General features: G+C 60.5%; 18 protein-coding genes and 1 pseudogene. 11 read left to right on the top strand and 8 right to left on the bottom strand.

Annotation, left to right across the window (positions count from 1 at the left end; translation table 11 throughout):
* Positions 1-3: 3 nt before the first annotated feature.
* The 3 genes from ACESTR_RS05835 to ACESTR_RS05825 are packed head-to-tail and all read right to left on the bottom strand — an operon-like array spanning position 4 to position 5718.
* The gene (locus ACESTR_RS05835) at positions 4-3105 is read right to left on the bottom strand and encodes a DNA gyrase/topoisomerase IV subunit A (protein ID WP_278713785.1); all 3102 of its coding nucleotides are present in this window, start codon (positions 3103-3105) and stop codon (positions 4-6) included.
* Between the two features lie 6 nt (positions 3106-3111).
* Positions 3112-4986: a DNA topoisomerase IV subunit B gene (locus tag ACESTR_RS05830; protein ID WP_195290686.1), complete on the bottom strand. Its 1875-nt coding sequence runs from the start codon at positions 4984-4986 to the stop codon at positions 3112-3114.
* Between the two features lie 3 nt (positions 4987-4989).
* On the bottom strand, positions 4990-5718 hold the full coding sequence (locus ACESTR_RS05825) for a lysophospholipid acyltransferase family protein (protein WP_195290684.1): 729 nt from the start codon (positions 5716-5718) through the stop codon (positions 4990-4992).
* 255 nt (positions 5719-5973) lie between these two features.
* On the opposite strand from ACESTR_RS05825, the gene ACESTR_RS05820 reads away from it, so the two are divergent.
* The 3 genes from ACESTR_RS05820 (at position 5974) to ACESTR_RS05810 (ending at position 10399) form a co-directional block, all read left to right on the top strand.
* The gene (locus ACESTR_RS05820; protein WP_278713786.1) at positions 5974-6861 is read left to right on the top strand and encodes a MerR family transcriptional regulator; all 888 of its coding nucleotides are present in this window, start codon (positions 5974-5976) and stop codon (positions 6859-6861) included.
* Between the two features lie 178 nt (positions 6862-7039).
* On the top strand, positions 7040-9412 hold the full coding sequence (locus tag ACESTR_RS05815; protein WP_278713787.1) for an outer membrane beta-barrel protein: 2373 nt from the start codon (positions 7040-7042) through the stop codon (positions 9410-9412).
* A gap of 117 nt (positions 9413-9529) precedes the next feature.
* Entirely contained in the window at positions 9530-10399 is an 870-nt protein-coding gene (locus tag ACESTR_RS05810) for a DUF4396 domain-containing protein (protein ID WP_009596586.1), read from the top strand.
* A gap of 39 nt (positions 10400-10438) precedes the next feature.
* On the opposite strand, the gene ACESTR_RS05805 is transcribed toward ACESTR_RS05810, so the two are convergent.
* From ACESTR_RS05805 to ACESTR_RS05790, 4 genes are all read right to left on the bottom strand, one after another.
* Positions 10439-11350 (bottom strand): DMT family transporter, encoded by a 912-nt coding sequence (locus tag ACESTR_RS05805; RefSeq protein WP_009596571.1) that lies wholly within the window; start codon positions 11348-11350, stop codon positions 10439-10441.
* Between the two features lie 5 nt (positions 11351-11355).
* Entirely contained in the window at positions 11356-11931 is a 576-nt protein-coding gene (locus tag ACESTR_RS05800; RefSeq protein ID WP_009596617.1) for a LemA family protein, read from the bottom strand.
* Positions 11932-12329: 398 nt separating this feature from the next.
* On the bottom strand, positions 12330-13244 hold the full coding sequence (locus ACESTR_RS05795; RefSeq protein ID WP_039939648.1) for a TPM domain-containing protein: 915 nt from the start codon (positions 13242-13244) through the stop codon (positions 12330-12332).
* Positions 13245-13368: 124 nt separating this feature from the next.
* Positions 13369-14652, bottom strand: a complete 1284-nt coding sequence (locus tag ACESTR_RS05790; RefSeq protein WP_009596567.1) for an alpha-amylase family glycosyl hydrolase — start codon at positions 14650-14652, stop codon at positions 13369-13371.
* A 170-nt stretch (positions 14653-14822) separates the two neighbouring features.
* On the opposite strand from ACESTR_RS05790, the gene ACESTR_RS05785 reads away from it, so the two are divergent.
* From ACESTR_RS05785 to ACESTR_RS05775, 3 genes are read left to right on the top strand one after another with little or no spacing between them, the layout of a single operon-like run.
* Positions 14823-15620, top strand: coding sequence for a polysaccharide biosynthesis/export family protein (locus ACESTR_RS05785; RefSeq protein ID WP_039939626.1), 798 nt, complete (start codon positions 14823-14825; stop codon positions 15618-15620).
* Between the two features lie 8 nt (positions 15621-15628).
* Positions 15629-18088: a GumC family protein gene (locus ACESTR_RS05780; RefSeq protein WP_009596550.1), complete on the top strand. Its 2460-nt coding sequence runs from the start codon at positions 15629-15631 to the stop codon at positions 18086-18088.
* A gap of 1 nt (position 18089) precedes the next feature.
* Positions 18090-18479, top strand: a complete 390-nt coding sequence (locus ACESTR_RS05775; RefSeq protein ID WP_009596573.1) for a hypothetical protein — start codon at positions 18090-18092, stop codon at positions 18477-18479.
* Between the two features lie 350 nt (positions 18480-18829).
* Here the strand turns inward: ACESTR_RS05775 and ACESTR_RS05770 are convergent, their stop codons facing one another.
* Positions 18830-19741: an NDP-sugar synthase gene (locus ACESTR_RS05770; RefSeq protein ID WP_009596562.1), complete on the bottom strand. Its 912-nt coding sequence runs from the start codon at positions 19739-19741 to the stop codon at positions 18830-18832.
* A gap of 119 nt (positions 19742-19860) precedes the next feature.
* On the opposite strand from ACESTR_RS05770, the gene ACESTR_RS05765 reads away from it, so the two are divergent.
* The 5 genes and pseudogenes from ACESTR_RS05765 to ACESTR_RS05745 all read left to right on the top strand — a co-directional run.
* A complete protein-coding gene (locus tag ACESTR_RS05765) occupies positions 19861-20733 on the top strand; it encodes a murein hydrolase activator EnvC family protein (RefSeq protein ID WP_279183380.1) in 873 nt (290 codons plus the stop codon).
* A gap of 6 nt (positions 20734-20739) precedes the next feature.
* On the top strand, positions 20740-21891 hold the full coding sequence (dxr, locus tag ACESTR_RS05760) for a 1-deoxy-D-xylulose-5-phosphate reductoisomerase (RefSeq protein ID WP_014776287.1): 1152 nt from the start codon (positions 20740-20742) through the stop codon (positions 21889-21891).
* Positions 21892-21904: 13 nt separating this feature from the next.
* Positions 21905-23221, top strand: a complete 1317-nt coding sequence (gene rseP, locus ACESTR_RS05755) for an RIP metalloprotease RseP (RefSeq protein WP_009596564.1) — start codon at positions 21905-21907, stop codon at positions 23219-23221.
* Position 23222: 1 nt separating this feature from the next.
* Positions 23223-23846, top strand: a complete 624-nt coding sequence (locus ACESTR_RS05750) for a lactate utilization protein (RefSeq protein ID WP_009596599.1) — start codon at positions 23223-23225, stop codon at positions 23844-23846.
* Positions 23847-23859: 13 nt separating this feature from the next.
* Positions 23860-24117 (top strand): annotated as a pseudogene (locus tag ACESTR_RS05745) (hypothetical protein); the annotation flags it as partial.

Here is a 24117-nt window from a genome sequence, read left to right as displayed (position 1 = left end):
AGGTTAAAACAGATTCAGCTGTTCGGGGTCGATCACCTCGTCGGCATCGCCTTTGGCGCGTTCGATTTCGAACTCCACGCCGCCCGAAGTCGTGCCCGTACGGGGCAGGCCGGCGGACGACGCGGGCGTTTTCTTCGGATCAGAGGTCTTTGCCGCAGGTTTGTCTTTCGCAGCCGGTTTGTCGGCGGCCGCAGGTTTTTCATGCGCGGGCGCGGCCGTATCGCCGCCCGGTCTGCCCGGCGCACCGGGGTTGTCCGCGGCGGAAGAGGCCGGCGCAAAGTCCGGGCCTTCCGTGGCGGAATTCGCACCGGAAGAGACGGCAGAACCAACTCCACCGGAAAGAGCTGCGCCGCGATCAGCCGCATCACCGTTCGAACCGCCCACCGCACGGTCGGCCGCACGGTCGGCCGCACCGTTGCCGGAACCGCCTTGCGCTCCGGCCGAAGCACCGCCGCCGGAGGGCGTATCGTCGGGAGCGTCGTCGTCCGAAGGTTCGGGTTCGGGCGGCAGTTCGGGTTCGATGAAGCGCAGCGCGACGACGTCGTAGGTCGTCAGGCGCTTGCCCTTGGCGCGGTGGCTCTTGACGCCCACGAATTCGTCCACGTCGATCTCGTCCGCAGGGCGCGATGCATGCGCGCCCTTGTAGGTGATTTCGAGCTTGGCGCCCGTACGTTCCGTCACGGCGACCAGATCGGCCTGTCCCTCCTCGTCGAGGAAGAACTGCATCTTGTCGCTCATCTCGGCCGTGAAACGCTTCATATAGTAGTACTGCTGCGAGCGGTCGTAATAGCAGACGCTGTAGATGCGGTCGGCTTCGTAACGGCTCACGCGCACGGTTTCGTCGGGGAAGTGCTGGCCGAGGTCGTAACCCGTGATGTAGTACTGGTTCTTGGAGGTCCAGACGATGATCTTGTCGTCGCCCTTGAACTCGCCCAGCAGCGTGCCGCGGCCGTCGGCGTTCAGGCGGCGGACATCCTCGTCGAACCAGACGTTCTGGCCGCCGAGCGTCGAAGTGCCGCGCTCCTTGAGGACGATCTTGTGGATGCCGTAGCGCGAGAAGAGATTGCCCTGACTCTGGCGGCCCTTGATGGCGAGGGTCGAGAAGTCGAGGTCCACGATCACCTTCTTGAGACGCGGACGGGGCTTGAAGTAAATCTTGAGCACCTCGGCCTCACCGTTCGGATTGACAGACATATAGAGGATCTCGCTCTTGGGCGTGCCCTTGGTGATGTCGTACTCCTTGTCGCGCGTGATGGCCTTGATGGCGCAGCGCTTCATCATGATCGGACCGTTCTTGCCGTCGCGGTACAGCACGTTGTAGATCGTGCGCTCGTCGTTGCGCTTGAAGACGCCGATATAATAGATGCCCTTCTCGAAGAAGGCCTTGTCGCTGACCTTGGTGATGACGTAGCGGCCGTCCTTGGTGAAGACGATCACGTCGTCGATGTCCGAGCAGTCGCAGACCAGCTCGGCGTCCTTCATCGACTTGCCGATGCCGAAGAAGCCTTCGGCGCGGTCCACGTAGAGCTTGGCGTTGGTCACGGCGACCTTCGTGGCTTCGATATTGTCGAATTCGCGCAGTTCGGTCCTGCGCTCCCGGCCCTTGCCGTACTTGTCGCGGATACGCTCGTAATAGGCCACGGCATATTCGGTAAGATGGTTCAGATCGTACTGCGTGGACTTGATGTCCTCCTCGATCTGGCGGATTTCGTTGTCGGCCTTGTCGCTGTCGTAACGCGAAATACGGATGAACTTCAGCTCCGTAAGCCGCTGCACGTCGGAGAGCGTCACCTCGCGGCGGAGCAGTTTCTTGAACGGCTCCAGTCCCTTGTCCACGGCGGCGTAGGCCTCCTCGCGGCTCTTGCTGCCCTCGATGAGCTGGTAGAGCTTGTTCTCGATGAAGATGCGTTCGAGCGACGCGGCGTGCCACGCTTCGTTCAGCTCGCCGAGCCGGATCTCCAGCTCGCGGCCCAGCAGCCATTTGGTATGCTCGGCCGAGCGGCGCAGGATTTCGCTCACGCCCAGAAAATGGGGCTTGTCCTCCCAGATCAGGCAGGCGTTCGGGGCGATCGAGACTTCGCAGTCCGTGAAGGCGTAGAGCGCGTCGATGGTCTTGTCGCTCGACTCGTCGGGCGAGACCTGAATGACGATCTCGACCCGGTCGGCCGTATTGTCATCGACCTTCTTGATCTTGATCTTGCCCTTGTCGTTGGCCTTGATGATCGAATCCTTGATCGACTCGGTGGTCGTGGTATAGGGAATTTCGGTGATGGCCAGCGTACGTTTGTCGATCTTCGAAATCTTGGCGCGGACCTTCACAGCACCGCCGCGAAGACCGTCGTTGTAACGGCTCACGTCGGCCATGCCGCCCGTCGGAAAGTCGGGGTAAAGCTGGAATTCGCGGCCCTGAAGATGGGCGATGCAGGCGTTGATAAGCTCCACGAAGTTGTGGGGCAGGATTTTCGACGCCAGACCTACGGCGATGCCGTCCGAGCCCTGCGCCAGCAGCAGCGGGAACTTGATCGGCAGCGTGACCGGCTCCTCCTTGCGGCCGTCGTAGGTAAGCATCCACTCGGTGGTCTTCTTGTTGAAGACCACTTCGTTGGCGAATTTCGAAAGGCGGGCTTCGATATAACGGCCCGCGGCGGCTTCGTCGCCCGTGAGGATGTTGCCCCAGTTGCCCTGACAGTCGATCAGCAGGTCCTTCTGGCCCAGCTGGACCAGCGCATCCTTGATCGACGCGTCGCCGTGCGGGTGGTACTGCATGGTCTGGCCCACGATGTTGGCCACCTTGTTGTAGCGGCCGTCGTCCACGACCTTCATGGCGTGGAGGATGCGCCGCTGAACGGGTTTCAGACCGTCTTCGACATGGGGCACGGCGCGTTCGAGGATCACGTACGAAGCGTAATCCAAGAACCAGTTCTTATACATGCCCGTCAGTTTGCGCACGCCCCCCTCGTCCTGCGTCAGCCGGTCGAACTTGCCCGCCTTGCCCTGAGGCCCGGCGGCCGGGGTTTCGTCGGCTGCCTCGTCGGCCGTTTCCGGGGTCGATGCGTCCTCGTTGAGCGGCTCTTCCCGCCCGATGATATCTTTTTCTTCTGCCATATTCCTTTAACTGATTGCAAGGTCCTGCTCGACGATATCCTCCTCGATGCGCAGGTTGTCGATGATGAAGCCCTGCCGCTCGTAGGTGTTCTTGCCCATGTAGAACTCCAGCAGGTCGTGGATCGGGTCGTCCTTGGTGATGCGGACCTTGTCCAGCCGCATCCCCTCGCCGATGAATTCGCGGAACTCGTCGGGCGAAATCTCGCCCAGACCTTTGAATCGCGTGATTTCGGCGTTGGCGCCGCAGCGGGAGACGGCTTTCAGGCGTTCGTCCTCCGAATAGCAGTAGTGCGTCTCCTTCTTGTTGCGCACGCGGAAAAGCGGCGTTTGCAGCACGAACAGATGGCCCTGACGGATCACGTCGGGGAAGAACTGCAGGAAGAAGGTCATCATCAGCAGGCGGATGTGCATGCCGTCGACATCGGCATCGGTGGCGATGATCACCTTGTTGTAGCGGAGGTTATCCATATCCTCCTCGATGTTGAGTGCCGCCTGCAGGAGGTTGAACTCCTCGTTCTCGTAGACGACCTTTTTGGTGAGTCCGTAGCAGTTGAGCGGCTTGCCGCGCAACGAGAAGACCGCCTGCGTACGCACGTCGCGGCTCTTGGTGATCGAACCCGAAGCCGAATTACCCTCGGTGATGAAGATCATCGACTGTTCGGCCAGCTCATGCTTGTCGGTGCGGTGTATCTTGCAGTCGCGCAGTTTCTTGTTGTTGAGCGACACCTTCTTGGCCGTCTCGCGGGCCTTCTTCTGGATGCCCGAAATCGCCTTGCGCTCCTTTTCGTTCTCGACGATCTTCTTCTGGAGAATCTGCGCCGTCTCGGAGTGCTTGTGCAGGTAGTCGTCGAGGTGCTTGCCCAGAAAGTCCACGACGAAGTTGCGCATCGACACGCCCGGCTCGATCTCCTTCGAACCGAGCTTGATCTTGGTCTGCGACTCGAAGACCGGGTCGGTGACCTTGACCGAAATGGCGGCGATGATCGACGTGCGGATGTCCGAAGGGTCGTAATCCTTGTGGTAGAACTCCTTGACGGTCTTGGCGATGGCCTCGCGGAACGCCGCCTGATGCGTGCCGCCCTGCGAGGTGTACTGGCCGTTGACGAACGAGAAGTAGCTCTCGCCGTAACCCGTGCCGTGGGCGATCGCCACTTCGATGTCGTCGCCCGAAAGGTGGATCGGCGGATAGAGCGGCTCCTCGGTCATGTTTTCGTTCAGCAGGTCCAGCAGGCCGTTTTTCGAGACGTAGCTGCTGCCGTTGAAATTGAACGTCAGCCCCAGATTCAGGTAGGTGTAGTTGCGGATCATCTGCTCGACGTATTCGAGGTTGTAGGCGTACTGCCCGAAAACCTCCTCGTCGACGCGGAACGAGATGAAAGTGCCGTTCTTCTCCCTCACGCCGCTCTCCCACGTATCGCTCTGTTCGAGTCCCTGCGCGAAAGTCACCGTGCGGGCTTCGCCGTCGCGGACCGAACGGGCCGTGAATTCGCTCGAAAGCATGTTGACGGCCTTGACGCCGACGCCGTTCAGGCCGACGGTCTTCTTGAAGGCCGAGCCGCCGTACTTGCCGCCGGTGTTCATCTCGCTGACGGCCGCCGCGAGCGACTTGAGGGGAATGCCGCGGCCGTAGTCGCGCACCGAAACCACGTTGTCGGCGATCGAAATGTCGATCTGACGGCCGGCACCCATGATGAACTCGTCCACCGAGTTGTCCACGACCTCCTTGATGAGGACGTAAATGCCGTCGTCGGCCTGCGCGCCGTCGCCCAGCTTGCCGATATACATACCGGGCCGCAGGCGGATGTGCTCCCGCGGCGAGAGGGTGACGATGGCGTCGTCGCCGTAATTGTCGTTCGGATTCGTATTGAGTAAATCTGCCATAGTCTATTTTTTGTTTCGGATCTCGGCGAGGGCCGCGCACATGGCGTCGTGCACCTCCTGCATCAGTTCGTGCGTCTCGGCCGCGGCGACCCGCCCGGCGGAGACGGGGGGCAGCACCCGGATCGTGATCCGGTTGCCCCAGTTGAACAGCGCGTTCTTTTTGATGAGCGTCTTCGTACCGTCGAGCACCACGGGAAGAATCTCCACGCCCGCCTCCTTGGCCAGCGTGAAGGCCCCCGCCTTGAAACGGTGAATCTCGCCGTCCTTGGAGCGCGTACCCTCAGGGAATACGGCCACCGAAGCGCCGCGCGAAATCCATAGTTTGCCGTCGCGGACCATCTGCTCCAGCGCTTCGGAAGCGCGACCGCGGTTGATGCAGATGTCGCCGTGCAGGACGAGGTACTGCCCGAAGAAGGGGGTCTTGAAGACCTCGCGCTTGGAGACCCAGCGGAAATTGAGCGGAATGTAGTAAAGCGTCGGGATGTCGATCACCGTATTGTGGTTCAGCACGATGACGTAACTCTTCTTCCGGTCCACGTACTCCCGGCCGATCACCCGCTGCCGCCACCGGGGAGGCACGGCGAAGAAGATGCGGACCAGAATGCGCGACAGTTCGTGCACCACGCGGCGGCCCTTGTCGAAAGGATAGCATACGACCAGAGCGACGGCCGACAGCACCATGAAAAAGGTGCAGAGGAAGACCAGAAAGATATAGTAAACTGCGCTTATCATAAAATCAGTCTTTAAGGCCCGGCCGCCACACCCCGCCGCACCCGTCCGGACGCCGTATCGGGCGGAAAACAGCATAGCGGAGCGTTCGGAATAACGTCAGGGGACAATGAGCCATAATAATTCAATCTGCAAATTTAGGAATTATTCGCAGGAATCCTAAATCGGGGAGCAACGATTTTTCAACAAAATATTCACGATGACCGTCGGGCCGGACCTTTTTTTCGCAGGCCGCCGAAAAAAAATAATGCGAAACAGTTGACCCGTCCCCAAGGTCAGGGTGTATCTTTGCCGCATGAACACTGCGCAGAGTTTACGAAGACAACGAAAATCAAATTCAAAATCGGAGAATTTTCCAAGCTCAACCGGGTTACCGTCAAGACATTGCGGCACTACGAAGAGATCGGGCTGCTCGTACCGAGCCAAGTGGACAAGTGGACCGGATACCGTTATTACGACGTATGCCAGCTGGGAAGGATGAACACGATCCGCGACCTCAAGGAGCTGGGATTCACGCTCGAAGAGATCGGAGAGCTGTTCGACGAGGGGCGGACGCGCCCGTCGCCGGAGCTTATCGCGGCCAAAACCGCGGAGTGCCGGGAGACGCTGCTTCGGCTGGAGCGGCGCATGACGGAGCTGGAAAGGCTGGGAAAAGAACTCGCAAAACCGAAGAAAATGGAAAAAGCATTTATCAAAGAGCTGCCGGCGGTCGTCGTCGCCAGCCACCGCCGGGTCGTCAGGGGCTACGACGAACTGTTCGACCTCTGCCCCAATGTCATCGGACCGGAGATGGCGCGGCTGGGTTGCGAATGTTCCGAACCGGGCTACTGCTTCACGATCGACCACACCTGCGAATTCAGGGAACGGGACATCGACATCGAATACTGCGAAGCAGTGACCGAACGGAAAGAGGAGTCGGAGCTGATTGAATTCAAGGAGCTGGAGGCCGTGCCGACGGCCGTGTGCATGTATCACCGCGGAAACTACGACACCCTGCCGCAGACCTTCGCCGAGCTTTACGCATACGTCGAAAAAGAGGGATACAAGCTCGCGGGAAGCCCCCGGTTCAGCTATATCGACGGCATCTGGAACAAGGACAGCGAGGAAGAGCGGCTGACCGAAATTCAGATTCCGGCAGGCAGGTAAGCCCGCCGTCCTACCCTTTCGGACCTCCGTACCCTGCCGGTACGGAGGTCTTATTTATATATGTATCAAAATTTTCTGCAAAAACACAGTACTATGCATTGCAAAGTATAAATATTTTTACATATCTTTGCCTCGCCAACTAAAATGCAACGCAGACTACAATTAAAAACAGAATATTATGAAAAAACTTATCCTCCTTATCCTGCTGCTCGCAATGGCTGCGGCGAACGCAATAGCGGCCCGCATGTATCCGGCCGGAGGCCGCGTCGTGGACGAGCAGGGACAGGCCGTGGAGTATGCGACGGTGGTACTGCTCAGGGGCGGCGAGCAGGTGGCCGGCATGGCGACCGACGACGCCGGACGTTTCGAGCTGAAGGTCCCGACGGGCGAATACACCCTCTCGATCCAGTATCTGGGTTTCGCTCCCGTCCTGCGGCAGGTGCGCGTCGAAGCGGACAACGATCTGGGCGACATCGTGCTGAAAAGCTCCTCGACGCAGATCGAGGGCGTGGTGGTCAAGGCGCAGCTGATCCGCCGCGAGGCCGACCGCTTTGTCGTCGATGTGGCCAACGCCCCGGCGGCGATCGGCAAGGACGGCATCGAACTGCTGGAGCGCGCTCCGGGCGTATGGGTGGACGACGAGAAGATCTCGATCAACGGCAAGAGCGGTTCGAAGGTGTACGTCAACGACCGCGAGCTGCGCATGGAACCGGCGCAGCTGCTGACCTACCTGCGTTCGCTGCGTGCCGACGACATCCAGAAAATCGAGGTCGTGCCCACGACCGGCGCAGACTACGATGCGGATTCGTTGGGCGGCATCATCCGGATAACGCTCCGCAAACGCCGCGAAAACGGCATGGAGGGGTCGCTGTCGGTCGATTCGCGGCTGGGCCGCTGGGTGCGGTCGGTCAATCCCCGTGCGCGCGTCAACTACCATTCGGGACGGCTCGACCTCTACGGGCTGGCGTGGTTCAACCTCGAAACCGACGAATTCGAATCGGACGAAAACACCCGCTACACGTCGGGCAGCAACAGTCTCGAAGCCCACTCCGAAAAATTCGAACGCGACCGGAATTTCGGCGCGAGCTTCGGTTCGGTGTACGAGATCAATTCCCGCCAAAGCGTCGGCGCGGAGTTCGAATACTGGCGCAACCGCGAAAAAGGTCCCAACGACTCCTACACGGACTTCACGGCCGCAGAGGGTATGACCCGCACCGACAGCCGCTATGACAATTTCACGGCGCGCAACAACTACTCGCTGACGTTCAACTACATCCGGAAGATCGACTCGCTGGGTTCGACGCTCAAGGTGCTGGCCGACTACAACCGCCGCACCACGGACGCCGAGAACGACAACTTCAGCCGCATAGCCGCTCCGGCCCCCGCGCCCGCCGCAGACTCGGCCTACCGCGACAATTCGGTCTCGGTCTACAACGTGACCACCGCCACGCTGGCCTTCGACAAGAAGTTCTCGCCCCGCTGGTCGCTGCAGGCCGGAGCCAAATACACCTACAACGACATGCACAACGACGCGCTGTACGAATACCTGAAAGACGACGCATGGGCGCGCAACGACAACCAGAGCTTCACGATCAACTACACGGAGAACATCGCCGCGGCGTACGGCATCGCGTCGGCCAATCTCGGACGCTGGAGCTTGGTGGCGGGAGTGCGCGGCGAGTACACCCGCACCGAAGGCAAAGGGCACGGCATCGCGCAGAATTATTTCAGTCTGTTCCCCAACGCCAACGTCTCCTATACACTCACCAAGGACGGCGCCTATTCGCTGATCGCACAGTACGCCCGTACGATCGAGCGGCCGCGGTTCTGGACCCTCAACCCGCAGCGGTACCAGATTTCGGACTACACCTATCAGACAGGAAATCCGAAGCTCGACCCGGCCTACAAGCACGACGCGAGCCTGACGCTGGTGCTGAAACACAAATACACGCTCACGGGCGGCATTGTCGTCCAGACCGGCGAAATACAGCAGACGATGCGTCCCGACGCCGACGACCCGAAGCGGCTGTGCATAGCGTGGGTCAATTACGACACGACGAAGAGTTATTACGTCTCGGCCAATGCGCCGTGCCAGTTCGCCAAATGGTGGACCATGAACCTCAACGCCACCTACATCCGTCAGGGCCAGCGCGTCGACCAGCACACGCCCGAAAAGCACTACAATTTATATTTCGCGAACGCTTCGACCACCTTCACGCTCCCCGCGAAGTTCTACATCGACCTGTCGTACCGCCTTCAGGGCCGCATGGACTTCGGCAACTGCTGGGTGGAGCCGATGCACTTCCTCAATGCGGGGATCAAAAAACGGTTCGGCGACAAGTTCACCGCCGCATGCTCGGTGCGCAACCTGATCGACCGCCCGCAGCACGTCGGCGCACGCGGCGAAGGATTCGTCCGCAGGGTGGATGTGTCCCAGCAATGGAACTGCCGAGAATTCCGCATTTCGCTGAGCTACAACTTCAAGTCGGGCAAGGCCTTCAAGCGCAGGGCCGTCGAGGCGGGTTCAGCCGACGAGAAGAGCCGATTGTAGATCGTCGGGGCCGGCCCCGACGGAGTAAAACGGCTGCTGCCGGGAGCGGATCAAAAACCGCTGAATACAAGCGGATACGGTACATAAATTGCTGCATGGCGGGAAAAACTTCCTGCTATGCAGCATTTCAGTTATCTGGCCGAGATATTCGTCGTGGGCGGCATCGTCTCGGCGCTGATTATCGCGGCCGACCTGCACTCGTGCAGACAGCCGATGCGTATTATGAACAGCGTGTGGATTCTCACCGGCCTGTGGGCCAGCGTCATCGGGCTATGGGCCTATTTCACCTTCGGCCGGCCGCGGCACTGCGACCTCGAAGAGCATAACGGCGGCCGGAAAACGGGGACGAAGCCGGAAACAGGAGCAGAAACACGAGCCGAAGCGGAAACGGGAGCAAGAGCGGCAGAAGCCGGGGCTGACGGCATGCGGAAAATGAGCAGTACGGCAGGCATGGAAAATATGGGTGAAACGGCAGGTATGCCGGGTATGGCTATGCCCGGCATGAGGAACATGGCGGAAGCGGAGATGCCGGGGCGGCCGAAATGGGAGTCGGCGGTGTTGTCCACGCTTCATTGCGGAGCGGGATGTACGCTGGCCGATCTGGTCGGGGAATGGTTTATGTATTTCGTTCCGATCGCCGTCGGCGGGAGCCTGCTGGCCGGGGCGTGGATCGCGGACTACATACTGGCGCTGGTTTTCGGCATCGGGTTCCAGTATGCGGCGATCCGGGGCATGGAACGGACACTCGGACGCGGCACGGCCCTGCGGCGGGCGGCTAAAGCCGACATACTGTCGCTCACGGCATGGCAGGCGGGCATGTACGGCTGGATGGCGGTCGCAATTTTCGGACTCAACGGGGGCATGCCGCTTCCCCGCACTTCGTTCGTATTCTGGTTTATGATGCAAATCGCCATGGCATGCGGGTTCCTGGCAGCACTGCCGGTAAACGTCCTGCTGATTAAAGCGGGCATAAAAAAAGGGATGTAGCTTCCCGCCGCATCCCCTTATATCCAACACGATACCACCCTACCGCGCCCGGCGGAACCGCAGGTGCGGGAAAGGAATGTGCAGCGACCGACCGGCGATGATGAGCGTCACGGCGACCAAAATCAACACCACGCCCAGCACGATGCGCGGCGTGAGCCGTTCGCCGAAGACCACGACGCCGAAAAAGAGGGCCGTAAGGGGTTCCAGCGCACCGAGAATCGCCGTGGGCGTAGAGCCGATGGCGCGGATGGCGGCGGCCATCGTCACCAGCGACACGATCGTCGGGAAGAGCGCCAGCGAGACGGCGTTGATCCAGAGTCCGGGCGTGGGGATCGCCTGCAGGTCGGCGCAGAAGCGCAGGCGCACGACATAGACGCTCAGGCCGAACAGCAGAGCGTAAAAGGTGAGTTTCTCGGTCGGCAGGCCGCGCAGCGACGAGCGGTTGACGCCCACGATGTAGACCGCATAGCAGAGCGACGAGAGAAAAACCAGCGCGACGCCGAGAAAGGAGAGCGGCTCACCGCCGCCTTTGTAGAGCATGGCGATGCCGGTGAAGGCCAGCAGGATCGAGAGCATGGTGATCCGGCTCACTTTCTCGTGGAAACCGACGGCCATGATGACCGCGACCAGCACGGGATAGAGGAACAGGATGGTCGAAGCGATGCCCGCGTCCATGTGGTTGTAGCTCTCGAACAGGAAGAGCGACGAGAAAGAAAAGAGCAGTCCCATGACCGCCAGCGGCACAAGGTCGCGGCGGCGCACGGCGAACGACTGCCGCCGGACGAGCATCAACGCGCCCAGCATCGCCGCAGCCAGCAGATAACGGTAGAAAAGCACCGAATCCACTCCCATGCCCGCCTCGTAGAGGGGCAACGTGAAGAGCGGATTCAATCCGTAACTGGCGGCGGCCACGGCACCCAGCACGCAGCCGCGCGACTTAGCGTTCGCCATTTCCTTTAGAACTGTACCTGCGGCGCGGCTTCGGAGCCTTCGGCCGACTCGAAGTAGGGCTTCTGCTCGAAACCGAACATTTTGGCGACGAGGTTGGCCGGGAAGCGGCGCACGGAGACGTTATAGGTCCGGGCCACTTCGTTGAACTGCTTGCGGGCCACCGAAATACGGTTTTCGGTGCCTTCGAGCTGCGCCTGCAGTTCGAGGAAGTTCTGATTGGCCTTCAGGTCGGGATAGCTCTCCGACACGGCAATCAGGCGGCCCAGCGCCGAGCGCACCTGCGCCTGCGCCTGCTGGAACTCGGCCAGCTTTTCGGGCGTCAGGTCGTCGGCCGACAAGTTGATCGAGGTGGCTTTGGCGCGGGCTTCGGTCACCTCGGTAAAGGTCTGCGTCTCGTGGGCCGCATAGCCCTTGACCGTATTCACCAAATTGGGAATCAGGTCGGCACGGCGCTGATACTGCGTCTCGACGTTGGCCCATGCGGTCTTAACGCCCTCTTCCTTGTTGACGAATCCGTTGTACGTTGCATAGAAGAAGATCACCACGAGGGCGGCGACTCCAATCCAAATCCATTTTTTCATAATCGACAATTTTTTATTTTTAATACACAATTTTCAGTCATATCTTTCCGCCTTCGGCCGCTGCAGCCGCCTTCGGCGTCACTCACGAATCTCAAATCGGTCCTCCCTGAGCCCCCGGCGAAAAGAATCGCCGCACGCGGCCGGAATTACGGGTGAAGACAGCCGACGGACTATCGGACAGCCGGACGACCGGACGGCGGAACTACCGGTCTGCAGAACAAACCAACCGGCGGCCAACCGAGCAAGCGAGCTGCCGGACCGGAGAACCAACGAACCGGCGGCCAACCGAGCAAGCGAGCTGCCGGACCGGAGAACCAACGAACCGGCGGTTTCCCGGACCGACGGACGACCGGACGGCCGAACCGGCGGTCTCCGGACCGGCGAACGGACATCCGCCCCTACCAGCGCGATCCGGCGCCTCCGCCCCCGAACGACCCGCCGCCGAAACCGCCGCCGAAGCCGCCGCGCGATCCGCCGCCGAAACCGCCGAAACCGCCGAAGCCGCCGATGATCGTCCCGCCGCCACCGCCGAAATTGTCGTCGCGCAGATTTTTGGCCCGCCGCTTCACCACGGCCCCGCAGTTGGAGCAGACGTAGGTGTACTCGACCAGCCGGTAGCTGGGAGTCACCTGCAAAATACGGTTCGACTGCTGCCGAAGCGTCGGTTTGTGGCACTTCGGGCAGCGTTTGCGGGCATAATAGCCGAGCATGACGACGCCCAGCGGCAGGACGACGAATCCGACGACGATCAGGAAGACGGCCCACGACGGAAGCTCCCCGTCCGCGGTATCCGTACCGCCCAGATCCAGTTCGCTGCCTTCGAGCAGCTGCGCCGCGGCTTCGACGCCCGCGACCATGCCGCGGCTGTAGTCGCCCTCGCGGAAGGCGGGCAGCATGTATTTCAGCTGAATCCGCTTGCAGACGGCGTCGGGAAGCACGCCTTCGAGCCCTCCGCCCGTGACGAAGCGGATTTCACGCCGGTCCCTGACCAGCAGGATGCCCAGCCCGTTGTCGTTCTCGGCGCGCCCCACGCCCCACTGCGTAAAGAGATCGACGGCGAAATCGAAGACGTCGCCGCCCGCAATGTCGTCCACGGCCACCACGGCCACCTGAGCAATCGCCCGGTCGCGGAGCGCCCCGCAGACCGAGTCGATACGCGCTACGGCGCCGGGCGAAAGGATACCGTCGGGATTCGACACGTAGCGCGTACGGTCGGCGCGCTGGACATTGGGGATATCCTCGGCGCGGTAGCTCCGGGCCTGCGCCGCAAGGCTCGCAAAGAGCAGCAGGCAAAGAATGATAAAGCATCTCATATTCATCGGCAAAAATAGCAAATATTCCGGAACCGGAACGGATTCCGGCAGGAAGTTACCGGACAAAATGCAAAAAAAAGGCCGCCCTGTCGTGCGGCGGTCTTTTTTCGGCGGCGCAGAAGCGTCAGCGGGTCAGGATGCGGTAGCTCCACGGCGCCATATCCTCCTCGACGTGGCCGCGGAGTTCGCCGGGACGGCCCGTCATGGCGTCGGTATACATGCCGGCGTAGATGCCCGTATAGTAATCGGCATGGATCGCATAGGGCGAGAGGTTCATGACCGCGACGACGCAGTTGCCCTCCGCCTCGCGGACCGCAATCATCAGGCAGTCCTCGGCGTTGTTGCGTATCTCGATCATCTCGCCGCCCCGTTCGCCCGATGCGAGCGCCGGATTGGCGTGCCGCAGCGCCGTCAGACGGCGGTAGAACTCCGAAAAGGGATTGGATCCGTAGGCGGGAAGCGGGTCGCGGTCGAAGAAGGCGAACGAATGGTCGTAGCCGATCTCCTGACCGGTGTAGATCAGCGGCAGGCCGCGCGGCACGACGAAGGTGAAGACGGCCATGATCTCGCGGGCGGCGCCCATGCGGGCGAACTCCGAGCCGTTCCACGAATTCTCGTCGTGGTTGGAGGTGAAGGCCAGCCGCATGGCCGAACGGGGATAGCGCCGGCGGTCGGCATAGATGTAGTCGCGCAGCGACGTGACGCGGACCCTTTGCTGCGCCACGTCGTTCATCAGGTGGTGCATCTCCCACGCATAGCAGGCGTCGAAGGCTCCCCCGTCGAAAAGGTAGGTCTCCTCGGCTTCGGCCAGCATGAACAGATCGGGCTTCACCCGCCGCAGGCGTTGCGCCGTCTCGTTCCAGAATTCGATCGGAACCAGCATCGCCATGTCGCAGCGGAAGCCGTCCACGCCGTGTTCGCGGACCCAGAACTCCATGGCGTCGCCCTGCGCGCGCCACACTTCGCGTTCGGCATAGTTGAGTTTGGCCGTGTCGGTCCAGTCCCAAGGCACGGCGGGCGCTCCCGAAGCGTCGCGCTCGTACCACGAAGCGGGCTTTTCGGTCACCCAGCGGGCGTCGCGCGCCGTATGGTTGGCGATCCAGTCCAGCAGCACCTTCATACCCAGCCGGTGCGCCTCGGCGACGAAGGCGTCGAAATCTTCCATCGTCCCCAGACAGGGATCGACCGCACAATAGTCGCGGACCGAATAATAGGAGCCGAGCGAGCCTTTGCGCCCCTCGACGCCGATCGGATAGACGGGCATCAGCCACACGGCGTCGATGCCCATGTCGCGCAGGAAGCCCAGTTTCGCGGCCGCGGCGCGCAGCGTGCCTTCGGCCGTCAGCTGGCGCACGTTCATTTCATAGAGCACGGCCTGATAACTCCATTCGGGATGTAACATTTCCATAGCTTGAATAAATCGGTTTTCGGGGTGTCAAATGTACGTTTTTTTCCGGACAAACGCTCCGCCCGGACCAAAAACAGCCATAATTCGACGGAAATAGCTGACGCAGGGCGCATTTATTTCATGGAAAATTCTTACCTTTGCGCACGATTATAAAAACGCCTTAATCAAATATGAAACATTTACGTCTCCTTATGCCGGTCATACTGACGGCTCTACTCGTCACGTCATGCGCCTCGCAAAAGCGTGCATGGTACCTGCAGGATGCCCAGCCGTTCACGCCCGAACAGATCGCAGAAAACGGCCAGATACGCATCAAGCCCCTCGACAGGCTGACGATCGTCGTCAACAGCAAGGACCCCGAACTGGCCGTGCCGTTCAACTCGTCGTCGTCGCTGAGCTCCCTGACCGGAGCGACCAATTACGGAAGCGCCACCAACCAGTCGCTGCAAATCCGCACGGTGGATGAAAACGGACAGCTCGAAATGCCCGTGATCGGAAAGATCGAGTGCAAGGGCAAAACCCGGAGCGAACTGGCGCAGGCCATAGCCGACAAGATCGTCGAGGGCGGGTATATCAACGACCCGACGGTAAACGTGCAGTTCGCGGACATGAAGATTTCGGTAATCGGCGAGGTGGCACGTCCGGGACACTACGACGTCACGCGCGACAAACTCTCGATCTTCGACGCGCTGGCCATGGCCGGCGACCTGACGATCTACGGTATCCGCACCGACGTGGCTGTGGCCCGCGAAGTGGACGGCGTGCGCACCATCGAGTACCTCGACCTCACGTCGAAGGAGCTGTTCAACTCCCCCGCGTTCTACATCCAGCAGAACGACGTGATCTACGTCAAACCCAACAAATACAAGGCGCAGACCGGTGAAATCAGCCAGAACCGAAACTTCTACCTTTCGCTCGTGGGTACGGCAATTTCCGTGGCGACGCTCATCATAACCCTGACCAAATAAGACCGGCCATGACAGAACAGAACATCAATCCGCATCTGCTGAACGAAGAGTCCGAAAACACGAACGGCATCACGCTCCACGACCTGATTCAGATGGTTCTGGCCAACTGGTACTGGTTCGCGCTCTCGGCGATCATCTGTCTGGGAACGGCCTATTACTATCTGGCAAGCACCCCGAAAATATACAGCCGGACGGCGACCATCCTCGTGAAGGACAGCCGCAAGGGCGGCGACACGGATCTGGGCGCGTTCAGCGATCTGGTGGGATTCCAGAACCGCCGCAACGTAGACAACGAGGTCTATATCCTCCAGTCGCACCGGCTGATGTCGGAGGTGGTCAAGCGCCTCCACCTGACGGTCAACTACTCGGTGCGGGAAGGGCTGCGCACGGCGGACCTGTACGGCCGTTCGCCGATCGAAGTCGATTTCATCAACGACAACTCCAAGCAGAAGCTTTCGCTGGAGGTCACCCCGCTCAGAAACGGCAAGATCGAGCTGACGGACTTCGAGGACAAGTTCGTGACGCGGCAGGAGACCAAGCGGGTCATTCTGGCCGAATACGGCGATACGGTCGCCACGCCCGTCGGGCAGGTGGTCGTGCACAAGACCCTGTTCATGGACTCGACCTATCTGAAAAAACCCATCACCGTAATCAAGAATTCGCTCGCGGCGACGACCAACGCCTACCGCGCCGCCGTGAAGAGCGACGTGGCCAACAAGCAGGCCTCGATCGTGACGATCTCGATGAACAATTCGGTGCCGCGCCGCGCCGAGGACGTGATCAACACGCTGATCGCCGTCTATGAGGAAGACGCCATCGCCGACAAGCGCCAGCTGTCGGTGGTGACGGCCGACTTCATCAAGGAGCGCATGCAGGTAATCGGCCGCGAGCTGGGAGACGTGGACCGCGACATCGAGGACATCAAGAAGAGCAACAAGATGATCGACATCACCTCGGAGGCGACCCGCACCATCACCGAGAGCACGCGCTACAAGGCCGAAAGCCTGACGATCGAGAATCAGATAAGCGTCGCCGACTTCATCCGCGAATACCTCAACGACCCGTCGCATGCGGGCGACCTGATCCCGATGGTGGCCTCGATGACCAACAACGGCATCGTCGCGCAGATATCGGAATACAACGAGGCCATCCTGCGCCGCGAGAAGCTGCTGGAAAACAGCTCGGAGCGCAGTCCGGTCATTCAGGACCTAGACAACGGGCTGGCCGCCGTGCGCCGCTCGATCATCGCCTCGCTCAACTCGCACATTTCGACGCTGGAGATACAGCTCGAAACCATGCGCAAGGAGGAGGCGCAGGTCAACCGCCGCATCTCGACCATGCCTTCGCAGGAGAAGGTCATGCTCGACATCATGCGTCAGCAGAAAATCAAGGAGGAGCTGTTCCTCTACCTGCTCAACAAGCAGGAGGAGACGCAGCTCAACTACGCCGTGGCCGAGAGCAACTCGCGCACGATCGACATGGCGTACGGAAGCGCGCGCCCCGTATCGCCCCGCTCGACGATCATCCTCGGCATCAGCCTGCTGGCAGGTCTGGCCATTCCGTTCGGCATACTCTACCTGATCGGCATGCTCGACACGACCATCCGCGGCCGCAAGGACGTGGAGGAGAACCTCAGCGCACCGTTCCTCGGCGACATACCCTTCCTCGAAGGGGACAACAAGGGCGGCGTGGTGGTCCGGGAAACCGGACGCGACGCGCTGTCGGAGGCGTTCCGCATCCTGCGCTCGAACATGACGTTCATGAACGTCTCGTCGGGCAAGGAGATCAAGTGCGTGCTCTTCACCTCGTCGGACCCCCATGCGGGCAAGACGTTCGTGGCGATGAATCTGGCAATGACGCTGGCCATGGCGGGCAAACGGGTCGTGCTGATAGACCTCGACCTGCGCCGTCACGCGCTCACGACGCACTTGGGACGCAGCAACAGCAAGAACGGCATGTCCGGTTATCTGGCCGGAACGATCACCGACATCGACCAGCTGGTGACGAACATGGGCTTCCACGAGAACCTCGACGTGATCTGCGCCGGCATACAGCCGCCCAACCCCACCGAGATGCTGCTCTCGAACCGGCTCGACAAGCTGGTAGAGCAGCTGAAGGAGCGTTACGACTTCGTATTCATTGACAGCACACCGGCCATGTCGGTAGCCGATGCGGTGATTACGGACCGTCTGGCCGACCTCTGTATCTATATCGTGCGCGAAGGCGTGCTCGACCGCCGTCAGCTGCCCGACATCGAACGGCTCTACCGCGAGAAGAAGTTCCATAACATGTGCATCGTGCTCAACGGCACACGCACACGCCGCCATGGCTACGGGTACGGATACGGCTATGGTTACGGGTATGGATACGGTTACGGATACGGCTATGGCGACGACCATCAGGAGGTAAGCTACCGCAAGCGGATCAAACTTTTCTTCAGCAAACTCGCACGTAAAGTAAAGAAATAATATGGCTATACACAATGCATTGATCGCCGTGGATTTCGACGGCACGGTGGTAACGCACGCCTACCCCGAAATCGGGGACGATGCAGGCGCGGTTGCCGTACTCAAAGAACTCACCGACAACGGATGCCGGCTGATACTCTACACGATGCGTTCGGGCGCACTGCTCGACAAGGCAGTCAAGTGGTTCAGGGACCGGGAAATCCCGCTCTACGCCATCAACGAAAACCCGTCGCAGCAGCGCTGGACTTCGTCGCCGAAGATTCATGCGGACCTCTATATCGACGACAGCAACTTGGGCTGTCCGATCCGGTTCGTGGACGGCGTGAAACGGCCGGTGGCGGACTGGACCAAGATCCGGGAGCAGCTGGTACGGGAGGGATTTCTGGACTGACCGGCCGGCCGCAGGTTGTTCGACGGCTGCGCAACAGGTTCCCAACAGTTGTTAACCAAAGATAAAAACAGGACTTTTCGGAGTCCTGTTTTTTTATTTTGCGGAACGGATGAAAGGTACGGAAGGTCCTGCCCGGACGGAATGGCGCCGGAAAAGGCGGCGGGATAACAGCTGCGAAAGAAACAGCAGACGAGAAGCGGCAGACGGAAAGCGGCAGAAAAAACGGCAAGACAACCGCAGACAAAGACAACAGGGACAGGCAGCCGAAAAGACGTCGGAAAACAATAGGACAATGCGGGACAAAAGATAAGGGGCGGCTTTCGGGCCGCCCCTTATTATAACGCCGGGAACTAAGCCCAGAGATTGCGGGGGTATTTGCCCTCGGCGATCATCTTCTCGATCGAGGCCATCAGCGCGGGTTTGTCCTCCTTGTAGGTGACGCCGTGCCACTGGGCCGCCGAACGGAGCACGCGCAGGGACGCCGCGCCCTCGCCGATGAGTTTGTTGACCATCGTCGGGATGTAGAACTCCGATTTGAGGTTCTCGCGGTTCTCGGCGAGCCACGTCTTGAAATACTCCTTCGAATAGGCGAAGAAGTCGGGCGTGAAGCCGAAGAGGTTCATCGAAACGGGGGTATCCTCGGCAAGCTCTTCGTCGGCGCCGCCGTCGTGGAAGAGGATTCGGCCGTCGGGCATGCGCTCGATCTGCGTACGCTCGACCATCGACGTCAGGTTGCCGTCGGCATCCACGCCGCAGACGCCGCGCGATACGGTGCCGTTGTCCGAAAGGGTCCGGTTCAGATCGTAAGCGACCATGCAGTAGCGGTTTTTGCTGTCACCGAGCTGCGAAAGGTAGTCGCCGATGGTCTGGTAGGCTTCGGCGCCGTAGAAGTCGTCGGCGTTGATGACGGCGAACGGCTCGTGCACGGCGTCGGCAGCCATCATCACGGCATGGTTCGTGCCCCACGGCTTGACGCGGCCTTCGGGAACCGAAGCGCCTTCGGGCAGATAGTCCAACTCCTGAAAGACGAACTCGACGGCGATGCGGCCGCCGAAACGCTCGGCCGAAAAGACCTCGCGGAACTCCTTCTCGAAGGAGTGGCGAATGACGAATACGACCTTGCCGAAACCGGCGCGGATCGCGTCGTAAACCGAATAATCGATAATGGCCTCGTTATTGGGGCCGACCCCGTCCATCTGCTTGAGCGAGCCGTAGCGCGAACCCATGCCTGCGGCGAGGACCAGTAATGTAGGTTTTACCATACTTTTTATCTGTTTTTGGCGTTAAAATCAAAACGATTACAAAGTTAAAAAATTCACCGCGTTCCGCAAAGGTTTTCTATGAAATTGGTTATCTTTGCATGGATAATTGCAATGGTTTGATGAAATTTTTAAAGAACATACGGGCATGGCAGCGCAGCTTTTTCCGCAAACGCCGCTTCAACATGCTCAACGCTACGGACAACAGCGAAGAGTGGCACATGCACCTCTCGCCGGCCAGCATCTTCGCAGCATTCGTTTCATTCGCACTGCTGCTCTTTATCCTCATCCTCACGCTGGTGGCGTACAGCCCCGTACTGGAATTCCTGCCGGGCTACCGCACCGAAGCCGACCGCTCGCGCGAAAGTCTGGTACAGAACATCATCCGGCTGGACTCGATGGAGCGCATGATGAACGACATGCTCACCTACAACCAGAACATAGTCCTGATCATGGAGGGCAAGACGCCCGTGGCGCGGGTGCTCGCCAATTCGGACAGCACGCGGGCCACGAAGGTGCTGGTGATGCCCTCGCCCGAAGATTCGGTGCTCAGGGCGCAGATGGAGGGCGACGGCGAGTACGCCGTCACGGGCCGCAGCGGCGGCTCGCGGCGCTCGGTGCGTGAAGCGATCGAGCTGGCGACGCCCGTCGAAGGCATCATCACCGACCGGTTCGACATCCGCAACGGCAACTTCGGCATACGTATTGCGGCGGCGGCCAGCGACCGCATAGCGGCCGTGGACAACGGCACGGTGGTGCTGAGCCTCTGGACCCCCGAAACGGGCTACATGGTCGAACTGCAGCACGCCGGGAATCTGCTGTCGGTCTACAAGGGACTCTCGCAGTCGCTGGTGACCAAAGGGCAGACCATCCGCGCGGGCGAGCTGATCGGCTACAACGCCGAAGCCGAGCAGGGCGAGGTGAGACTCTTCGAATTCGAACTCTGGAACAACGGCAAGCCCGTCGATCCCGAAGGATATATCGTCTTCCAATAGATCCGCATGAAACAACGATTGGCAATACTGGGTTCGACCGGTTCGATCGGCGTGCAGACGCTCGACATCGTACGCGAGAACCCCGATTTTTTCGAAGTGCGCGTGCTGACGGCCAACAGCAACTGGCAGCGGCTGGCGGCGCAGGCGCGGGAATTCGACGCAGACACGGCGGTCATCGCCGACAAACGATATTACACCCGGCTGCGCGACGCGCTGGAGGACACCGACGTCAAGGTTTACGCCGGAGAGGAGGCCGTGGCGCAGGTCGCGGCGGGCGGCGACACCGACGTAGCAGTCAATGCGCTGGTCGGCTACGCGGGGCTGGCGCCCACGGTGGCCGCGCTCGGAGCGGGCAAGAAACTCGCGCTGGCGAACAAGGAATCGCTCGTCGTGGGCGGCGAATACGTGATGCGGCTGGCGGCCGAAAAGCGTGCGCCGATCCTGCCGATCGACTCGGAGCACTCGGCGATTTTCCAGTGTCTGGCGGGCGAACAGTCCCCCGTGCGGCGGCTGATAATCACCTGCAGCGGCGGCGCGCTGCGTGACCTGAAGCGCGAAGAGCTGGCCGGAGTGACGGCCGAGCAGGCGCTGCGCCATCCCCAGTGGGAGATGGGCGCGAAGATCACGATCGACTCCTCGACGCTGGTCAACAAGGGTTTCGAGGTGATCGAAGCCCACTGGCTGTTCGGCACGCCGGCCGAGAAAATCTCGGTGGTGCTGCATCCGCAGTCGATCATCCATTCGATGGTCGAATTCGAGGACGGGGCGATCAAGGCCCAGCTCGGAACGCCCGACATGCGCATGCCGATCAGCCTCGCGCTGATGTACCCCCGACGGGCGAACCGTCCCGGCGAGCGGTTCGACTTCCTGAAGCATCCGCAGCTGACATTCGCCGAGGTGGACCGGGTGAAATACCCGGCGCTGGACATCGCCTACGACTGTCTGCGGCGGCGCGGCACGGCGGCCTGCACGATGAACGGCGCCAACGAAGTGGCCGTCGCGGCGTTCCTCGGCGGCAGGTGCGCATGGCTCGACATCGTGCGCGCCATCGAACATGCGCTCAATCGCGCATCGTTCGCTGCGGCCCCCACCCTCGCGGACTATGCGGCGGCGGACGGCGAAGCACGCCGGCTGGCCGCGGAATTTTTAGCCTTGTAACCAAAACACGGACATGGATATTATCATCAAGATCATTCAATTTTTCCTCTGCTTCACCATTCTGGTGGGCATTCACGAACTGGGACACTTCCTCATGGCGCGGGTCTTCAAAATCCGCGTCGACAAGTTCTATATCTTCTTCGACCCGTGGTTTTCGCTCTTCAAGTTCAAGCGCGGCGACACCGAATACGGGCTGGGCTGGCTGCCGCTGGGCGGATACTGCAAGATCGCCGGCATGATCGACGAGTCGATGGACAAGGAGCAGATGAAACTGCCCCCCAAGCCCGACGAATTCCGCACCAAACCCGCATGGCAGCGTTTTCTGGTGATGATAGCCGGCGTGGTGATGAACGTTCTGCTGGCCATCTTCATCTACATCGGAATCTGCTACACGTGGGGTGACAACTACTTCTCGAACGAAGATGCGCGCTGGGGATACACCTTCAACGAAGCGGGCCGCAAGCTCGGATTCCAAGACGGCGACAGGATCGTTTCGATCGACGGCGAGGCGGTGGACAACGTGAACAAGATCGTCAATGCGCTGATTATCACCGAAGGCGAACGCCGCGTGGTGGTGGAACGCGAGGGCCGGCAGGTCGAGCTGACACTGCCGCTGGGCGAGCTGATCGAAATGCGCCAGAACAAAGGTTACGAAGACTTGCTGGCGCTCCGCATGCCGTTCCTGATCGACAGCGCGGTGTACGAAACGGCGTCGGCGCTCAGGCGCGGCGACGAGATCGTGGCGATAAACGATGCACAGGGGCTGGAATACCCCGCTTACAGGGAGTACCTGAAGGCCCATGCGGGAGAGGATGTGACGCTGACCGTCAAACGCGAAGGCGACATGCTGCTGGAGCTGGTCGTTCCGGTGTCGGACGAGGGAAGACTGGGCGTGACGGCGCTCAATCCCTACAAGCTCCGGACGCAGAAATACACCTTCTGGCAGGCGATTCCGGCAGGAATCAGCAAGGCGGGCAAGGTGATGTCGTCCTACTGGGAACAACTGAAGATGATCGTACAGCCCAAGACCAAGATGTACGAGGAGTTGGGCGGCTTCATCGCCATCGGCAGCATCTTCCCCGGAGACTGGAACTGGGAGGATTTCTGGATGAAGACGGCGTTTCTGTCGATCATCCTCGCCGTGATGAACATTCTGCCGATACCGGGACTCGACGGCGGGCACGCCATCTTCACGTTCTGGGAGATGATTACGGGCCGCAAGGTGAGCGACAAGATACTGGAGGGCGCGCAGTACGTGGGGCTGTTTATCATCCTGCTTCTGCTGCTGTACGCCAACGGCAACGACATATACCGGTTTTTCATAAAATAAGATGAAAATAACAAATTGCGCAGATGCCTTGCGGCGGCACCATTTCGAGGTTGAGACGGTCCGGGACACGGACGAAGCTTTCGCCGTAATAAAGGCCGCCGTCGAGACCGAACGGCCGGAAACGGTATCGTTCGGAGATTCGATGAGCATGCGCGCCACGGGCGTCATCGAATGGCTGCGCGGCGACGGAAGGTACAGGCTGCTGGACGGATTCGACCCCGCGATGACGTACCCGCAGCGGCTCGAAATACGCAGGCAGGCGCTGATGTCTGACCTCTTCATCACGGGCGTGAACGCCGTGACGGCAGAAGGCACGCTCCACTGGCTCGACAAGGTGGGAAACCGCATCGCTCCCGTGGCGTTCGGGCCTCGCAAGGTGATTATCGTGGCGGGACGCAACAAGATCGTCGCAAACCGGGACGAGGCCGAAGAGCGCATCCGCACGATCGCGGCGCCGCAAAACATAGCGCGCCACCCCGGATTCCGCACGCCCTGCGCCAAGACCGGCGTATGTTCGGACTGCAATTCGCCCGACCGGGTATGCAACACCCGCATGGAGATGCTGCGCTGCTGGCCGGACAAGCGCGTGCTGGTGGTGCTGATCGACCAAGATTTGGGACTTTAGCGATATACGGACTATGGGAAAACTGAAAATACTGACAGCGCTGCTTCTCGCAGCCGCACTCACGGCCTGCGGCGACGATTCGGACGTCTTCTACACGACCTCCTACCCCGTCGCCCGGATCGAGATATCCGTAAGCCTGAGCGAACCGGAAAAGCCGGATCCTGAAAACCCTGATCCGGAGAATCCCGACCCCGAAAATCCCGATCCGGAAAATCCCGATCCGGAAAATCCCGATCCGGAAAATCCCGATCCGGAAAATCCCGATCCGGAA

The sequence above is a fragment of the Alistipes sp. DJF_B185 genome (assembly GCF_964250025.1).
Lineage (GTDB): Bacteria > Bacteroidota > Bacteroidia > Bacteroidales > Rikenellaceae > Alistipes > Alistipes finegoldii.
The sequence above is the reverse complement of the archived record's forward strand: the minus strand, read 5'-3'. Positions and strand labels throughout refer to the sequence as shown.

What these genes read in the sequence shown, in the direction of transcription:
- ACESTR_RS05835 (WP_278713785.1), bottom strand. Translation starts at nt 3,105, where the DNA reads ATGGCAGAAGAAAAAGATATCATCGGGCGGGAAGAGCCGCTCAACGAG.
- ACESTR_RS05830 (WP_195290686.1), bottom strand. Translation starts at nt 4,986, where the DNA reads ATGGCAGATTTACTCAATACGAATCCGAACGACAATTACGGCGACGAC.
- ACESTR_RS05825 (WP_195290684.1), bottom strand. Translation starts at nt 5,718, where the DNA reads ATGATAAGCGCAGTTTACTATATCTTTCTGGTCTTCCTCTGCACCTTT.
- ACESTR_RS05815 (WP_278713787.1), top strand. Translation starts at nt 7,040, where the DNA reads ATGAAAAAACTTATCCTCCTTATCCTGCTGCTCGCAATGGCTGCGGCG.
- ACESTR_RS05810 (WP_009596586.1), top strand. Translation starts at nt 9,530, where the DNA reads ATGCAGCATTTCAGTTATCTGGCCGAGATATTCGTCGTGGGCGGCATC.
- ACESTR_RS05805 (WP_009596571.1), bottom strand. Translation starts at nt 11,350, where the DNA reads ATGGCGAACGCTAAGTCGCGCGGCTGCGTGCTGGGTGCCGTGGCCGCC.
- ACESTR_RS05800 (WP_009596617.1), bottom strand. Translation starts at nt 11,931, where the DNA reads ATGAAAAAATGGATTTGGATTGGAGTCGCCGCCCTCGTGGTGATCTTC.
- ACESTR_RS05795 (WP_039939648.1), bottom strand. Translation starts at nt 13,244, where the DNA reads ATGAGATGCTTTATCATTCTTTGCCTGCTGCTCTTTGCGAGCCTTGCG.
- ACESTR_RS05790 (WP_009596567.1), bottom strand. Translation starts at nt 14,652, where the DNA reads ATGGAAATGTTACATCCCGAATGGAGTTATCAGGCCGTGCTCTATGAA.
- ACESTR_RS05785 (WP_039939626.1), top strand. Translation starts at nt 14,823, where the DNA reads ATGAAACATTTACGTCTCCTTATGCCGGTCATACTGACGGCTCTACTC.
- ACESTR_RS05780 (WP_009596550.1), top strand. Translation starts at nt 15,629, where the DNA reads ATGACAGAACAGAACATCAATCCGCATCTGCTGAACGAAGAGTCCGAA.
- ACESTR_RS05775 (WP_009596573.1), top strand. Translation starts at nt 18,090, where the DNA reads ATGGCTATACACAATGCATTGATCGCCGTGGATTTCGACGGCACGGTG.
- ACESTR_RS05770 (WP_009596562.1), bottom strand. Translation starts at nt 19,741, where the DNA reads ATGGTAAAACCTACATTACTGGTCCTCGCCGCAGGCATGGGTTCGCGC.
- ACESTR_RS05765 (WP_279183380.1), top strand. Translation starts at nt 19,861, where the DNA reads ATGAAATTTTTAAAGAACATACGGGCATGGCAGCGCAGCTTTTTCCGC.
- dxr (WP_014776287.1), top strand. Translation starts at nt 20,740, where the DNA reads ATGAAACAACGATTGGCAATACTGGGTTCGACCGGTTCGATCGGCGTG.
- rseP (WP_009596564.1), top strand. Translation starts at nt 21,905, where the DNA reads ATGGATATTATCATCAAGATCATTCAATTTTTCCTCTGCTTCACCATT.
- ACESTR_RS05750 (WP_009596599.1), top strand. Translation starts at nt 23,223, where the DNA reads ATGAAAATAACAAATTGCGCAGATGCCTTGCGGCGGCACCATTTCGAG.